Source organism: Metabacillus niabensis (genome assembly GCF_902829255.1).
Classification (GTDB): Bacteria; Bacillota; Bacilli; order Bacillales; family Bacillaceae; genus Metabacillus; species Metabacillus niabensis.
On sequence record NZ_CADEPK010000341.1, the window covers coordinates 1 to 14831 of the forward strand.

Here is a 14831-nt window from a genome sequence, read left to right on the forward strand (position 1 = left end):
AATCAACATTTATAAAATTAGTGCAAAAAACAACAATCTAATAAAAAAGAACTTAAAAATAAAACATCCTTCTTTACATCTTTAGGGAGTTAAAAATATGGAGTAAATCATATTTTCCAATTAAAAAAAAGAGGATAGAAAAACACTTCCTTAGTTTCTCTATCAAGACAACCCTCACATGAATAGATTATATTTTCCGTCTAAATTCTTTCATTAAATGTAGAAACCGATAAGCTTCGTTTTGGAGAATTCCAAAAAAATAAAGGAGCTACATTCATTCTAAATAGCTCCCTAACACAATTACCACTAAAATATTAACTCACAATCATGATGTTCCCAGACGTCAAATATATTTCCATCAATATCTTCAAAGGTAAAAAAGTTTCCGTTTTCCCCTTCGTAGCTAATTTTACTTACCTGTACGTTTTTGGAGGATAACTTTTCATGTAATTTTTTTATATCATCTGTAAAAAACGTAATCACCCATTTTTTCTTATTATCAATAGTAAAGAACGCCCTTGATTCATCTGAGCTATGTAATAAATGTAAGATTGGACGATTCTCCTTAAATAAACTTACGGAGTTTTCTGTCTGATGTCTAATATTAAAATGAAAATGTTCCTTAAACCAATTTGCAGATTTCATAATATCCTGTACTGGTATAACATTATATGCAATTCCTTGAATATTTCCGTTCGACATGTTTTTCTCCTTCCTATTTTTACTAATGATTTATTCTTTATAAGGAAGGTTAAATCCTTCTACTTCTACAAACATATCAATTGTAAAAGATTGATATTTGTATCGGTGAAATAGTAATTAATAGAGTTTACTTAATTGAGTTAAGAACTACCTAAATTCGAAAAATAGTTTGTGTAATTATTTTAAATATATTTGCAAGCTAACCTTGCTGCCTGCATAAGACCAAACAGTATTTTCTATTTTAAGATTCGTGTTAAATCTCTCGATATAAACCTGTTTTGAATTCAACAATGCTTTTAATTGAGCAGAATTAAGTGTCATTTCCACTGTTTGTTCAGTTTTTTGATAAACAAATACTACAGTAATTGTTTCACCTTGATTACTTGCCACATTCATCATCTTCCCTCCTTTTTTTAGGTGTTAGTATTTACTACGGTAAACCTTAGGTAAAGTTTCGTATCTTATGATAGTGAAATGACTAAACATAAAAGAAACGTAATCGTCGACAATGGTGTCATAACAAGTCTTTCCTTCTTACTTTGAGACATTAAATTTGCTATTGAATTTACGCCAAGAAAAATAGTTATTGCCCAAACGAGTATGTTTGTTGGTAAAAACGTATAAGCAATGATCACCTTGGAATCAACGAGAAAAACAAAAGCCATCAATAAAAGAATGATTGCATTTACCGCACTTATCATACGTAATTTTTTTGGTAATACCTTAAAATATCCCCCCATTGCAAATTCACCAAGTGGGTATCCTAATGAAAGTAACACTTGAAAAACTGCTATGGATAAAAATATTATTGCAACGATAATTGTTATGATAAAAATAACATCAACTCCCATACAAATCCACCTACCTTACAGTGATAATTAAAATGCTCTTAAAACACGAACCTAATAATTGAAAATGAATAAAGTTCCACCGTTTATTCTAATAATTTTTACGATGCAATGATTAAGATTAAATATAAGGATTGAAAAAAAAGATGAAATCTAGTAAACTCTATATTGTCCTTTTCAGAAACAAATTTGTTAATACCTGTATAACCTCAAGAATAAGGCTTGAGGGTCTCTACCAGGAACCATAAAATCCTGACTACAGAAAATGAATTGATCATTTTTTGTAATCAGGATTTTTTTATTTATTTTAAATATTTTTTAGAAAGGGAGAAATATAAACGATGAATGTAAAAGTTTTTATCCTTGCATTGTCAACTGTCGCTGTTGGACTTGTTGAATTAATTGTAGGCGGGATTCTGCCAACGATTGCAAATGATTTTCAAATCTCATTAAGCACTGCTGGCCAGCTCATTACTGTTTTCGCACTAATTTATGCTGTTGCAGGCCCTGTGCTCCTTGTCATAACTAACAAAATAGAGCGAAAAAAACTCTATCTTGCTTCCTTGTTTGTTTTCTTTATCGGGAATATGATGACATATTTTAGTACAAGTTTTACCGTTATGATGCTGGCAAGAGTTTTAACTGCAATGAGTACAGCTTTGATCGTTGTGTTATCGTTAACGATCGCTGCTAAAATTGTTGCTCCAACACATCGTGCTAAAGCTTTAGGGCTTATTTATATGGGCATTAGTTCGTCACTTGTAATGGGTGTACCGCTCGGAATCTTGATCTCCAATTCATTTGGTTGGCGTGTCATTTTCCTAGGAATTGCGATTTTATCCATTGGTTCCTTTTTACTTATTTCAATCTTTTTGGAGCAAATTCCTGGGGAAAAGACGATTCCACTTTCACAACAATTACGGGCTGTCGGTAGTGCAAAGTTAGGTAGCGCTCACCTAGCAACAATGTTTATGCTAGCAGGACATTACACGCTTTATGCCTATTTCACTCCATTTTTACAATCGGAACTCCATTTAAATTCCAATTGGATTAGTATTTGCTATTTAATATTTGGGATTGCAGCAGTTAGTGGCGGCGCCTTTGGGGGAATATTATCAGATTCGATTGGAGCACGTAAAAGCATTATCGTAGTAATTAGTGCATTTGCTATTGTGCTATTTATATTGCCATTTACGACATTTTCATTGGTCATCTTCATACCGGTGATGATGGTCTGGGCTGCTTTGAGCTGGAGTTTAGCACCACCTCAACAAAGCTACTTAATTCAAACAGATCCTGCTACTTCTGACATACAGCAAAGCTTTAACAACTCTGCATTACAAATCGGTATTTCCCTTGGTTCAGCATTCGGTGGTATCGTGTTAAACCAAACAGGTACTGTATCTAAAACAGCCTTTGTTGGTGCGGGAATTGTCATTATTTCATTGCTATGTGCAGCCTTTTCTTTAACAAGAAGAACAAGGACAAGAGAAACGTTTGCTGTAACGTCTTCACCTAAGTCAAATACTCATAATCTATCATGATATCGTTATTGTTTCATGCGGTAAGGGAACCCTTACGAAAAAGTGTACCAGATGGGTTCCCAAAATGAACCGCTTCTTTAGCTTTTTGTCGCAGTATTCGAAAAGTATGCTTAACCTGTATAAACACCCTCACATGTTCCAGGCTGTGGTTCATAATAACAATGATTTTTAAATTGACCAGCAAATGGTTGATCGTACCAAGTTGGAGGGCATGGAGCATAGGGATTAAAATACCATAGAGCGTATTTACCAGGGTGTTGTCGCCAAAACTCTAAGTTTTGTCTTGCTAGTCTTCTTTCAGATTCTCTCGCTCTTTGATAAAAAACATTTCCTTTTTGCACAGCTTCGAAAGAATAATTCCCTCCCTGAACTTGATAAATAACTTGTGGAATTGTTCTTAAATTTCTAAAGTCTAAACAATTGGCTGTAAGACGATTAACAATGACATTACCGACATACAGCATACCTTGTTTCCCTTCACCTTCAGCCTCTGCCCTCATCATCCTTGCCATTAAATCAACGTCTGAACTTCGGTAACTTGCTCTCGCCATTTTTTCACCTCCAAAATATAGTATGAAAAAAAGCCTATTTTCATGTTATTGTTCATAAAATAAGAAACTTAGTTTTAGATTGAAGTATATAAATATATGGAACTCCTTTACAGCTTATGCTGCATGTTAAGGAAATAATTTATAAATTACAATTTTAAAATTGCATGTCTCTGCTCAACAATAAATAGTTAATTGATATTTATGTAGTGTCGATTCCCCATACGCCTACTCGTCAATCAATTTCTGCATTCGATTATTTTACAAATATTTAACAAAAAATAAAATTGACCTCCCCTGATTACTTCTGTTAAAATGAATCTCAATAAAAGCATACAAATTCGTTGATGAGAAAGAGTAGCGTTTCGTCTTGATCCACAGAGAGCTGACATTTGGTGCAAGTCAGTGTTCAAGTGTTACGTGAAAATCCTCTCTGAGAAGCTAGGCTGAATTTTTAAGTAAGTCTAGCCGGGAGTCTACCGTTAAAAGGAACACGTATGATTGTACGTTGCTAAGTGCTATTGGTTCGGATCAATAGAATTAGGGTGGTATCGCGGTTAACCCCGTCCCTTTCTTGGGACGGGGTTTTTTGTATGTTTTTATATATTTCATTTTGAATAGGAGCGATATCAGTGAATGCTAATGAGGGCAAAGAAACTGTTGTACAGCGTGAGAAGCGTATCCGTAATTATTGGACTGAAGAGAACATTTTTCAGAAATCAGTTGAAATAAAGCAAGGAAAACCACCTTTTGTTTTTTATGAAGGACCTCCAACTGCAAATGGTCTTCCCCATGTTGGCCATGCATTTGGACGTACAATTAAAGATGTTGTAGCACGTTACAAGACGATGAAAGGCTTTCAAGTTGAGAGAAAGGCAGGATGGGATACACATGGCCTTCCTGTCGAACTTGGTATTGAAAAACAACTTGGAATTTCAGGGAAACAAGAGATTGAGCGTTATGGTGTCGAGCGTTTTATTGAAAAATGTAAAGAAAGTGTTTTTACCTACGAGAAAAAATGGCGATCATTTACAGAGGAACTAGGTTATTGGGTAGACATGGATAATCCATATTTAACTTTAAGTAACGATTATATTGAAAGTGTATGGAACATTCTAAGTAAAGTTCACAAAGATGGTCTTTTGTATAAAGGTCATCGCGTTTCACCATATTGCCCTAGTTGCCAAACAACCTTAAGTTCACACGAAGTAGCACAAGGTTATAGAGATGTAAAAGATTTATCAGTTACCGTAAAATTTAAGCGAATAGATGCTGAAGAAGAATATTTCTTAGGCTGGACAACAACACCATGGACTTTACCCGCAAATGTTGCCCTTACTGTTAATCCAAATTTAACGTATGTCAGAGTACAAAAAGAGAATCAGATCTATATTGTAGCGAAATCTTTAGTAGAAAAGGTTCTTGGGGAACATGTACTTGTTTTAAGCGAACATAGTGGTCACGAATTTGAAGGAACACGATATGAATCACCATTTAACTATGTGAATGTTAAAAATGGACATTATGTCGTATTAGCAGATTATGTAACAGATGATAGCGGAACAGGAATTGTTCACATTGCACCCGCTTATGGGGAAGAAGATTATAAAGTTGTTCAGCAAAATGGTTTATCGTTTATCAATTTAGTGGATCAACAAGGCAGATACACCGTTGAAGTAAAAGAACTTACTGGACGATTTGTGAAAGATTGTGATGTAGACATTATTAAAATGCTTTCTGAACGAGGCATTCTATTTCATAAAGAAAAATATGAACATAGCTACCCGCATTGCTGGAGATGTGACTCCCCTTTGCTTTATTATGCAACAGAAAGTTGGTTTATTAAGATGTCATCTTTAAAAGATAACATCCTAGAAAACAATGGAACTGTAAATTGGTATCCGGAGCATATTAAAGATGGACGCTTTGGTAATTTCTTAAAAAACCTTATTGATTGGAATATAAGTAGAAACCGTTATTGGGGTACGCCTCTAAATGTTTGGATATGCTCTAATTGTAATCATGAATTAGTTCCTAACAGTATAAAGGAACTTCAAAAATTTACGACTTCACCAATACCAAATGATTTGGAGTTGCATAAGCCATATATTGATGAGGTACAGTGTACTTGTCCGAAATGTAAAGCTGTCATGAATCGAACTCCTGAAGTGATTGATGTTTGGTTTGATAGTGGCTCGATGCCATTTGCTCAATACCACTATCCATTTGGGAATGAAGAAAAATTCATATCGCAATTTCCAGCAGATGTCGTCATTGAAGGAATTGATCAGACTAGGGGATTTTTCTATAGCCTACTCGCAGTTTCTACTCTATTTAAAGAAAAAGCACCATATAAGAATGTCCTTTCTCTAGGGCATATACTCGATGAAAATGGCCAAAAAATGTCTAAAAGTAAAGGAAATGCTTTAGACCCTGTTGAACTTATAGAAAAATTTGGTGCAGATTCTCTTCGCTGGGCATTTTTAGTCGATAGTTCACCTTGGAATCCGAAACGCTTTTCAATAAAAATTGTACAAGAGGCAAAATCAAAATTAATAGATACGTCAGATAATACGTGTAAATTTTATTTAATGTACGCAAAAATTGATGGATTTGTATATGATAGTCAACAATCAGGTAAAAAAACAATCTTAGACGAATGGATACTTTCCCGCTTGCAAAGTACGGTTAAGCTCGTTAATGATTACATGGATAATTATCAGTTTACTCAAGCAACACGGGAAATTGCAGCATTAGTCGAACAATTAAGCAATTGGTATGTACGACGATCAAGAAATCGTTTTTGGGCTACTGGACTTTCTGAAGATAAACGATCAGCATACTCTACATTATTTGAAACACTATCAACAATTAGTCGATTGTTAGCCCCTTTTGTACCTTATGTTGCAGAGGATATCTATTTAAAATTAACTCAAAGTAGTGTCCATTTACAAAACTACCCGAATGCTAATCTTTCTATGATTAAACCACAATTAGAAACAGATATGAAAAGGATCCTAAAAATAGTTGAATATGGTCGGAGTATTCGAAATGCAAAAAATTTGAAGGTTAAGCAACCTTTACAACAAATGGTAGTATGGACAAGTAAAGAATATCCTGTTTTAAATGAATATTCAACGATCATTAAAGACGAACTAAATGTTAAAGATGTTATTTATACAAATGATTTATCAACTTACTTAACACCTAGCATCAAACTAAATTTTAAAACTGCAGGTGCAGCCTTTGGTAAAATGGTTAATGCTGTAAAGGACTATGTAAATAATATGTCTAATACTGAAATAACGTCCTTATTAGAAAAAGGTCAACAGCAAATTAACGTTAAAGGACAATTGATACTGATTAAAAAGGAGCATATAACTGTTGAATATCAAGTTTCATCTAATTTTGAGATAGCTGGGGATGAGCACTTAAAGGTGATAGTAGATTTAACACTAACTCCCCAACTTATTGAAGAAGGTCAAGTTAGAGAATTAATTAGATCTATTCAAGATACTCGTAAAATTTTGGATTTACCTATAGAAAAATATATTGGAATTAATGTTTCTGCAACCGAATGCAGCATTAAAACGATAAAACATTTTGAAGAGCTTATTAAAGAAAATGTTCTAGTTCACCAAATAAGCTATGAAGCGCTCGATAGTGCCGAAAATCAAATTGAAGTAAATTTTGGAGAAGAAATCGTAAGAATCAATTTAATATACTAGCTATCCTTTAAAAGAGCACTACTAAAGTTTATTTTGAAAACTGTCAGTAGTGCTCTTACAAAATTATATAGAGGAAATCTTAGAGAAATCTCCTCTTTGCTAATTATTTTTATAATTACTTTTAAAGCAAAGCAAGCAGTTAATTAATCAGTACGAACGCTATAATTAACAACCCTTTCTCCTTCATCAAAGTCGATCACGAGCCATTCACTATCAATCGAAATAAGACCTCTTTCATTCCCTAGATAATAGACAATATTTGTTTTAGTTTTAAAATATCCTGTATCTGTTGGTGCTCCTAATAGCTCAATTACCTCACTTTTTGTTTTTCCTTTTAAATCAAAGGTTGATAATAAATTATCAACCATATACACTCGTTCAGAAAGACTAGTTAACCATCTGTTCGTATTAAAGGATGACTTATATTCATTAATTCCTAACATTACCATACAGACAATTGTTGGGATACTCCCAATCATTGCAATGTGTTTTAGTTTGTTCTTCGTTTTTCTCTCACTACATACGTTGAGATATTTGCTTTTCGATAAAACTAGTACAAATAAAAGCAAACTAATAAACGGAACTAGAATCGCGAGAATACTTATTATATTAATAGAGGAATGTGCTAAACTGATAAGCAAAATAAACCCGATATATATTAACACGTAAAGAACTCCATAAAATCTAAACAAAACTTCTATAAGAGATTGGTTCTTCATAAGTAAATACCTCCACAGAAATCTAGCAATTTATAACGATTAATCACACTTAAAAGTTTAACATAATTATCCAATAAATTCCTATTGCAATTTAAATTAGTATCATGAATGTCAAATAAATGAGCTTAAATTGCCACATCAACTTGGTAAAAAATCTGTATAAATGAAAGTAAGGATACCCCAAAGTATTATTTTAGGCTACCCTTTTGAAAGTTCTTTCTACTATTCAAGGCTACTAAATAAATCGTTTAGGTGGGAATGTAATTTATTCGTGAAGCCTCTATTAATATCAAATTGATAATCACTTGTAAGGGCATGAATTAAATCCTCGACTATTCGAAGTGCATTTGAATAGGCATTATAAAGTTCTCCTGCATCTAGTTTTGCAGTTGTTGAAGCATATTTACGATAAGCTTTATCTGATAAATCTGCCTCTAAGTTTTTTGTCGCGTTTAGCCATCGATCTGTAGTTTTTTCTTGAATTCTGAGCAGTTGTAGAACATATTTCTGGACATATGAGAGGCATTCAAGTGAACGAGCATGTTCTCCCCTTTTCAGTACATTCACTCCCATAATCCATGCATTAACAAAATTATTAAAGGCAAAATTGACATGATCGTTTGTCATTCTTTTTGGTCCTTCACCTTTCAGTTCATCTAATAAGGGCTTTAGTTTACCAGTGATATCATAAATAAACATCGATTTTGTATCTGGAAAAACACCTGTTACTTTAAATGTTTTTATAATATCCATTTCAGATTCCGGAAGAAAGTGGAATTCACCTCTAATTAAATTGGAGAATACAACAACCTCTGAACCAAATTCGTTAAAGAATAGTAAATCATATGATGCAATATCGTTCATCCATTCAGATGATTTAAAGTTATGAATTTCATTCTCTTTTAGAAAAAGATAAAACTCAACATCCGAATATTGGTCTCCCTCACCTTTCGTAAACGAACCATACATCATGCATGCAGAAACAATTCGATCGTTTTCACATTTCTTTTTAATGGATTCAATTAATTTTTCCTGAAATAACATGTTAACAAACAACCTCCAAAAATTTAATGTATAAAGATGTTTGTGTTTTTACAACGGGAGAACATGAGCAGCACATATCATTGCTCCTTTCGTTTGTATGGAGCATACATTACCGAATATAACCATTTACAACAATCTAAAGGAACGGTATAAAATAGGTTTATACTTCTAATTACCCCTCATTAAATATAAGCAGTCAAATACCATTCCCAACACTGAGAATAACTTTCGTATGAATATCGGCAATTTGGAAAAAATAATGTAAACTAACATGTTAATAGGGGCAAAGATGTTTTTTAGAAAAAATCCAAATACATATAAATCACCAATAGCAGCTTTATTATGGTCAATTACTCTTCCAGGATTCGGTCATTTATATAACCGTGACTATGTCATCGGTATTTTGCTAATTGTTTGGGAAATTACAATAAATAATATGACAAATTTAAACTTCTCTTTATTTTTAGCAATTAATTTTGAGCTTGAGAAATCTTATGAAGTACAAAACTTACAGTGGGGTTTGTTTTTTCCATCAGCTTATGCCTTTTCAATGTGGCATTCATACAACAGAGCAAAAGAAATTAATCATGCATTAAAAATAAAAGGAATAAAAAAGCCAAAAAAGACTGTTGAAACGCTTGGATTATTCTTTGGGTTAGCTGTAGGTATGACGACTGGTGTTGCATTAAACTTTTTTAACAGTCCAATTTATAGTGGGATTTTTTTAGGGATTCTATTTGGTTTTTTCGGTCATATTATAGAAAAAATAGTACAAAAAGTGTACAAAAACAATGAAAATGATTAGAAAATTTAAATTAACAACGCTTTGTTCTTCTATTGACTGAATATTATTCGGTTTGCCTTTTCAAATACCATTTTTCTGTTACTAACCTTCCATCCATTCTTCAGCTACTTTAATATCCATTGACAAATTTAAGTTCGAATATTTCTTATCTAATTTTTTTAGGCACTCAATATACTTCTGGCAATTTACTTTAGCTGAAATGTCCTCAAATATTTCGCTTAACCAATAAATTTCTTCCTCTGAACAATGGTTAAGATAATTTATTGTATCTTCAACGTTTCTGCTGAGTAGTTCAGTTAACTTTCCCCAATACTCGTATACTTTTGGATCGTTCATATGTAATTTTGAACGCTCTATTATAAGTGATTTTACTAGACTTGTGTCGAGCATGTTGTTACCTCTTATCATTATTTTTATAATCCATGTCTTCCATCCAGAAAAATAATATGGCGTTTCCACTTTATGTAGATACGCCATATCATTAAGCTAACAATAAACAACTTAAAACGATTTTGCTAAATATAATTGATACATCTCTGTCTCCTGATCAATTGATTTTGCGATTTGAAATGCTTCGTCAAGACTCTTTTTGTTATTGATTACTTCATACATCAATCTTGTAATAAACATCAAGGCTGCATTACCATCAATATAATCATTTGGGCCAATATAAGATTTACAGCCGCTATTAAGAAATGCATCCGCAAGATTTTTATGACCTAAAGTACATCCATTGCCAATGATATGAATATTTTTTAATTTTGTATATTTTTTGACCTGTTGATAATCAAAATACTTATCCTTTGGTTCATTTGTCTCATAAATATCATCAGCTAATTCCGTCATCCAAAAACGTCCTTCATCACCGTGAAAATCGAATATTAAGTAATCACATTGCTTATCTAAATACTCACCTGATAGAACATCAATAAAATCGTTAGGTCGACCAACCCAATGTACAGTAACTTTTGCTCCAAAACATTCAAGTATTGAACGAAGTGCAAGCGCAGACATATCACAATTCTCTCCAACGACTAAAGTAATAAATAGCTCTGGTCTGCTCATTATCCCTTCTCCTATTTTTATAATGATAGTTTCGTATATTACATGAAAGTACACTAATCTTTAAAGCAATTTAATGAAGTCGGCTCTACTATTTAGCTAGATCCCAAAAAACTTTAAATTTTCAATTATCATTGACTTATATTTACTCGGTTTATATAGTGAATTATTGATTTTTACCTTTTTTATTTTAAGTCTATCGAATATTTCACTTTCAATATCTCGTCTTGCTTCTAACACTTTTATCGCTCCATCGAAACCTTTGTAGCCATTCATTTTTCCATATCCTTGAGTTGTATAATAGTCAATAAACCCATCAGACCATTCTTTTGAGCGTTCTTTAACAGCCTTTTTGAATGAAAATTCCAAATCATCCTGATCGATATAAATCAAGATTGGATTTAAATTTTCGATGATTTCCGATAATACGAGCACATAATTTGAAATGTTCTCATTGTTCTCACCATATTTAATCATTCCAATTGTTACTGGATTTTGTATAAAGCAACATTCAAAAATATACGTAAGATTTTGATTTTCTGCCTTTTCTGCAAACTTTCTCCATTTTTCAGTGATTAATTGCTTATTTACTTCAAATGGTAATTCATAAATATCATTTTTTATAATCATATTAAATAATTTGTCAGGGAAATTTGCGCCATATTCATTTTTTATTTTTTTATACGGTAATAAGTAATTGCTTCCCATTATCGTAACTTTTTCTAGAAAGACTTCTTTAAAATGACCACTATTCACTAACAAACTTTCGAATTCTTTAATCGTAAAACAAGCTACCCCATCATAATCAGCAGGGTGATCTAAATTTCCTTCTAGAATTAACTCAGAAAGGATATTTTTTTCAATTAGAATATCATTGAGGATACATGCAGTCGTAGATTTCCCAAACCCAGGAAGCCCTTCTACTATTATCAATTTAGTATTCAAAATATCGGCCCCTATCTATACATCTTTTAAAAAGCAAAGAGCTGTATCAAGAATAGCGAACTAACTATCTCTACATTCTAGCTACTAATCTACTTTATCCGCGTATAAATCCGCCTTCTGAATGAATAATTTGTCCAGTTATCCATTTAGCCTCATCACTTGCTAGAAAAGCGATAATTCGCGCCGCATCGTCTGGTTCACCAATGCGTCCCATCGGAAATTTTGGCAAAAGAAATGTTCTTATTTCATCAGTCATCCAAGTCGAATCTGTTGGTCCTGGATTTACTGCATTTACAGTAATGCCGAATGGTGCAAGTTCTTGTGCCAACGATCTAGTAAAAGCTGAAATTGCTCCTTTAGTTGCAGAATAAGCTAACTCTCCTGGCATTGGGCCTAAATCTTGTCCTGATGTTATATTGATTATTCTTCCTGATTGTAAATTGGATTTTTTAAATCGACGGGCAAATTCAACAGATAGAAGAAACGTTGCTCTCATATTAACAGCATAATGTTGATCAAGTGTTTTAGCATCTAACTGTAAATAACCATCACTTGTAGAATGTGCTGCATTATTGACTAAAATAGACGGCTCGCCTAATTTGTCAGAAACACGATTTAAGATTGTACATGCCGCATTTGCATCAGATAAATCTATTTTCATTTCTCCACACAGCACATTCATATTTTCGATCTCTTGGCGGAAATTAATTATCCAATCATGATTAGAATTCCAATGTGTAAAGAAAATATTTGTACCATAAGAAGCTAATTTACGGCAAATAGCCGTTCCGATCTCTTTTTCACCGCTTACACCCGTAACGATTGCAATTTTACCTTGTAAATAATTCATTGATATACCCCCCAATTAATAGGGATACTTGATGTGGTTCAAGAGATGTATATATTATAAAAAAATTGAGCACTCCCGAAAAGGACTGCCCAGTTTTTGGATATTATAACTCCACACCATGCATCCCTGTAATGATTTTAATTTAAATAAATAGACAGACTACCCCCTTATTAGGTATACGTAATCTATTTATTTTTATTAATTGTTCATTACAGGACTGTCCACATGTAGAATCTTAATTCCCCTTTCAATACATCTCTAGTTTTATCATACTTTCATAATTGGTAAAATACAACAAATTCATTGAAAAAATTTCAACAAAAAAGCAACAACGTTTGTTAAGTACAAATTGCCCACTGAAACAAAAAATATTGACTATGTGTCTGCCCAAATATGTATTCATATAGATGCCCTTTTTTAACTCGTATTGCCCTAAGTTGATTTACTCCACTAATTATTCTTTCAGCAGCATTCACTTTATATAAAATACGTTTAAAACTGCTAACAAAATCATCATTAATTAATTCAATAAAAACATGTTCGTATGGGTCATCTCTCGGAAAATACTCATTGATCCAGATATTTTCTAAAGCGGTAAGCCATTCTTCATCAGTAGGGTCGGGCTCTTCACTCGTATCCCATTCCTCTTGGACAAATAATTCTTTTTTAAAGATTGCAGAAAATGCTTCTTGCATCGAATCAAATTGATTTCTTTCAGCAAGTATTATTTGTATTCGCTCGCGATTCTCCCAATGTTCATATACATTAAAGGATAAATTTGCTAATTTAGCATTTGCAATTTGTCTGGCAAAAGCATCATGATTTTCTAATAATTCATGAATTTCATTTTTCACCAATATCCTCAACCCTTCTTCAGCCATTGAATCGATAACAAAAAATAAATGCGTTCCCGCATACTGTAGGAACGCAAGATAAACAAAAGATCGCAATTGGTCTGAATAACAACTAGCAAAATTATATTTTCTCTAAATATTTCCCTTGCTTACACTTGTTTTTTCCCGACTAATAGATCCAAGTCGATAGTAATTTGAGCAGAATCATTTATAAAAGATTTTACTCGTTCTTCTGTTGTCCCCCAAGTTAATGGCGTCATTCGAACTAACGACTGTATAGATGATTTATTTAGTCTTGCTATATAGCTTAATCTTGAGATATCTACTAATTGAAAACTTTCGATAAACCTATCCACTATCTCTTTATTAGAATAGCTCGTCTTTTCTGGTTTTAGAGAAAGATGCTCCCTTAACTCTTTTAAGTACCCACTTTGAGGAACAACTTTAATCACTAAGCCGTCCTCATGCATCAATCTATTAAATTCTGCATAGTTTGATGGTGATAAGATATTCAGAATAAAATCAAACTGTTCCTGATTAAAAGGTGTGTTTGCTAGGTCTGCAACAGCCCAAATATGCTCTGGATAGTTTTTTGCAGCTAATAAGATTCCTTCTTTAGAAAGATCGAGCCCAACTCCAACTACTTTATGATAATGGACAGAGTTGACAATATTGCAAATAGTATCAAGATGGGAACCTTCTCCACACCCCATATCAAGAATTGAGCTTGCTTTTTTTGTTTTACCAATATGTTTATTTATGATATTTGCAATCGTTTGGCTCAAAGGCTCAAAAAAATCACTTTCGTTAAAAAGCCTTCTTCGTGCCTCAAAAAGTTCCTTGCTGTATTTGCTTTTGACATATTTAGTCGTTAAATTAATATATCCTTGCTTAGCAAAATCAAACGTATGAAAATTTAAGCAAATTAAGCTTTTTAAATCGATTACCTTCATAGATGAATGACAAATAGGACAAGCAAAAATCGATTCATATTTCCTTACAAAACTTGCACTCATTATTCTTTTATTTTCTTGTAACAAAGAAGTCACCTCATTCATTCGTTTTTAATAAATGAAAAAGGCATAGACAAATAAACCCTCTTATATTTTTTTAAAAAATAAGTGGATTTGAAGCATTATGTCTATACCGATTTTTATCTATAACGAATGAATTGAATAATCA

At 32.7% G+C, this 14831-nt stretch carries 15 protein-coding genes, 1 riboswitch and 1 other annotated feature; of the genes, 3 read left to right on the forward strand and 12 right to left on the reverse strand.

Features of this window, described 5'->3' with window-relative positions:
* Positions 1 to 306: 306 nt before the first annotated feature.
* The 3 genes from HU235_RS19345 to HU235_RS19355 all read right to left on the reverse strand — a co-directional run bounded on the left by HU235_RS19345 (position 307) and on the right by HU235_RS19355 (position 1553).
* Positions 307 to 702 (reverse strand): VOC family protein, encoded by a 396-nt coding sequence (locus HU235_RS19345; RefSeq protein WP_174881270.1) that lies wholly within the window; start codon positions 700 to 702, stop codon positions 307 to 309.
* Between the two features lie 177 nt (positions 703 to 879).
* Complete coding sequence (locus HU235_RS19350) at positions 880 to 1098, reverse strand: hypothetical protein (protein WP_095300126.1); 219 nt, start codon at positions 1096 to 1098, stop codon at positions 880 to 882.
* 65 nt (positions 1099 to 1163) lie between these two features.
* A complete protein-coding gene (locus HU235_RS19355) occupies positions 1164 to 1553 on the reverse strand; it encodes a hypothetical protein (protein ID WP_095300127.1) in 390 nt (129 codons plus the stop codon).
* 176 nt (positions 1554 to 1729) lie between these two features.
* Positions 1730 to 1829: riboswitch (purine riboswitch) on the forward strand.
* Between the two features lie 62 nt (positions 1830 to 1891).
* On the opposite strand from HU235_RS19355, the gene HU235_RS19360 reads away from it, so the two are divergent.
* A complete protein-coding gene (locus HU235_RS19360; RefSeq protein WP_174881271.1) occupies positions 1892 to 3094 on the forward strand; it encodes an MFS transporter in 1203 nt (400 codons plus the stop codon).
* A gap of 110 nt (positions 3095 to 3204) precedes the next feature.
* Here the strand turns inward: HU235_RS19360 and HU235_RS19365 are convergent, their stop codons facing one another.
* Positions 3205 to 3645, reverse strand: a complete 441-nt coding sequence (locus HU235_RS19365; RefSeq protein ID WP_095300129.1) for a cell wall hydrolase — start codon at positions 3643 to 3645, stop codon at positions 3205 to 3207.
* Between the two features lie 332 nt (positions 3646 to 3977).
* Positions 3978 to 4216 (forward strand) — a binding site (T-box leader).
* Between the two features lie 58 nt (positions 4217 to 4274).
* On the opposite strand from HU235_RS19365, the gene ileS reads away from it, so the two are divergent.
* Entirely contained in the window at positions 4275 to 7370 is a 3096-nt protein-coding gene (gene ileS, locus HU235_RS19370) for an isoleucine--tRNA ligase (protein ID WP_174881272.1), read from the forward strand.
* Positions 7371 to 7513: 143 nt separating this feature from the next.
* Here ileS and HU235_RS19375 read toward each other — a convergent pair whose 3' ends face one another.
* On the reverse strand, positions 7514 to 8089 hold the full coding sequence (locus tag HU235_RS19375; protein ID WP_174881273.1) for a hypothetical protein: 576 nt from the start codon (positions 8087 to 8089) through the stop codon (positions 7514 to 7516).
* 222 nt (positions 8090 to 8311) lie between these two features.
* Complete coding sequence (locus tag HU235_RS19380) at positions 8312 to 9133, reverse strand: nucleotidyltransferase (RefSeq protein WP_174881274.1); 822 nt, start codon at positions 9131 to 9133, stop codon at positions 8312 to 8314.
* Between the two features lie 289 nt (positions 9134 to 9422).
* Between HU235_RS19380 and HU235_RS19385 the strand changes: the two genes are divergently transcribed.
* Positions 9423 to 9938, forward strand: a complete 516-nt coding sequence (locus HU235_RS19385) for a hypothetical protein (protein WP_174881275.1) — start codon at positions 9423 to 9425, stop codon at positions 9936 to 9938.
* An 81-nt stretch (positions 9939 to 10019) separates the two neighbouring features.
* On the opposite strand, the gene HU235_RS19390 is transcribed toward HU235_RS19385, so the two are convergent.
* From HU235_RS19390 to HU235_RS19415, 6 genes are all read right to left on the reverse strand, one after another.
* A complete protein-coding gene (locus tag HU235_RS19390; protein WP_174881276.1) occupies positions 10020 to 10328 on the reverse strand; it encodes a hypothetical protein in 309 nt (102 codons plus the stop codon).
* Between the two features lie 111 nt (positions 10329 to 10439).
* Complete coding sequence (locus HU235_RS19395) at positions 10440 to 11003, reverse strand: delta-aminolevulinic acid dehydratase (RefSeq protein ID WP_095300133.1); 564 nt, start codon at positions 11001 to 11003, stop codon at positions 10440 to 10442.
* 96 nt (positions 11004 to 11099) lie between these two features.
* Positions 11100 to 11945: a P-loop NTPase family protein gene (locus tag HU235_RS19400; RefSeq protein WP_174881277.1), complete on the reverse strand. Its 846-nt coding sequence runs from the start codon at positions 11943 to 11945 to the stop codon at positions 11100 to 11102.
* A gap of 94 nt (positions 11946 to 12039) precedes the next feature.
* Positions 12040 to 12795: an SDR family oxidoreductase gene (locus HU235_RS19405; RefSeq protein ID WP_174881278.1), complete on the reverse strand. Its 756-nt coding sequence runs from the start codon at positions 12793 to 12795 to the stop codon at positions 12040 to 12042.
* 338 nt (positions 12796 to 13133) lie between these two features.
* Positions 13134 to 13649 (reverse strand): hypothetical protein, encoded by a 516-nt coding sequence (locus HU235_RS19410; RefSeq protein ID WP_233452297.1) that lies wholly within the window; start codon positions 13647 to 13649, stop codon positions 13134 to 13136.
* 149 nt (positions 13650 to 13798) lie between these two features.
* A complete protein-coding gene (locus tag HU235_RS19415) occupies positions 13799 to 14689 on the reverse strand; it encodes a putative RNA methyltransferase (protein ID WP_233452299.1) in 891 nt (296 codons plus the stop codon).
* Positions 14690 to 14831 lie beyond the last annotated feature (142 nt).

Excerpts from the sequence above, each read along its gene's own strand:
- HU235_RS19345 (WP_174881270.1), bottom strand. The coding sequence starts at position 702 with ATGTCGAACGGAAATATTCAAGGAATTGCATATAATGTTATACCAGTA.
- HU235_RS19350 (WP_095300126.1), bottom strand. The coding sequence starts at position 1,098 with ATGAATGTGGCAAGTAATCAAGGTGAAACAATTACTGTAGTATTTGTT.
- HU235_RS19355 (WP_095300127.1), bottom strand. The coding sequence starts at position 1,553 with ATGGGAGTTGATGTTATTTTTATCATAACAATTATCGTTGCAATAATA.
- HU235_RS19360 (WP_174881271.1), top strand. The coding sequence starts at position 1,892 with ATGAATGTAAAAGTTTTTATCCTTGCATTGTCAACTGTCGCTGTTGGA.
- HU235_RS19365 (WP_095300129.1), bottom strand. The coding sequence starts at position 3,645 with ATGGCGAGAGCAAGTTACCGAAGTTCAGACGTTGATTTAATGGCAAGG.
- HU235_RS19375 (WP_174881273.1), bottom strand. The coding sequence starts at position 8,089 with ATGAAGAACCAATCTCTTATAGAAGTTTTGTTTAGATTTTATGGAGTT.
- HU235_RS19380 (WP_174881274.1), bottom strand. The coding sequence starts at position 9,133 with ATGTTATTTCAGGAAAAATTAATTGAATCCATTAAAAAGAAATGTGAA.
- HU235_RS19385 (WP_174881275.1), top strand. The coding sequence starts at position 9,423 with ATGTTTTTTAGAAAAAATCCAAATACATATAAATCACCAATAGCAGCT.
- HU235_RS19390 (WP_174881276.1), bottom strand. The coding sequence starts at position 10,328 with ATGCTCGACACAAGTCTAGTAAAATCACTTATAATAGAGCGTTCAAAA.
- HU235_RS19395 (WP_095300133.1), bottom strand. The coding sequence starts at position 11,003 with ATGAGCAGACCAGAGCTATTTATTACTTTAGTCGTTGGAGAGAATTGT.
- HU235_RS19405 (WP_174881278.1), bottom strand. The coding sequence starts at position 12,795 with ATGAATTATTTACAAGGTAAAATTGCAATCGTTACGGGTGTAAGCGGT.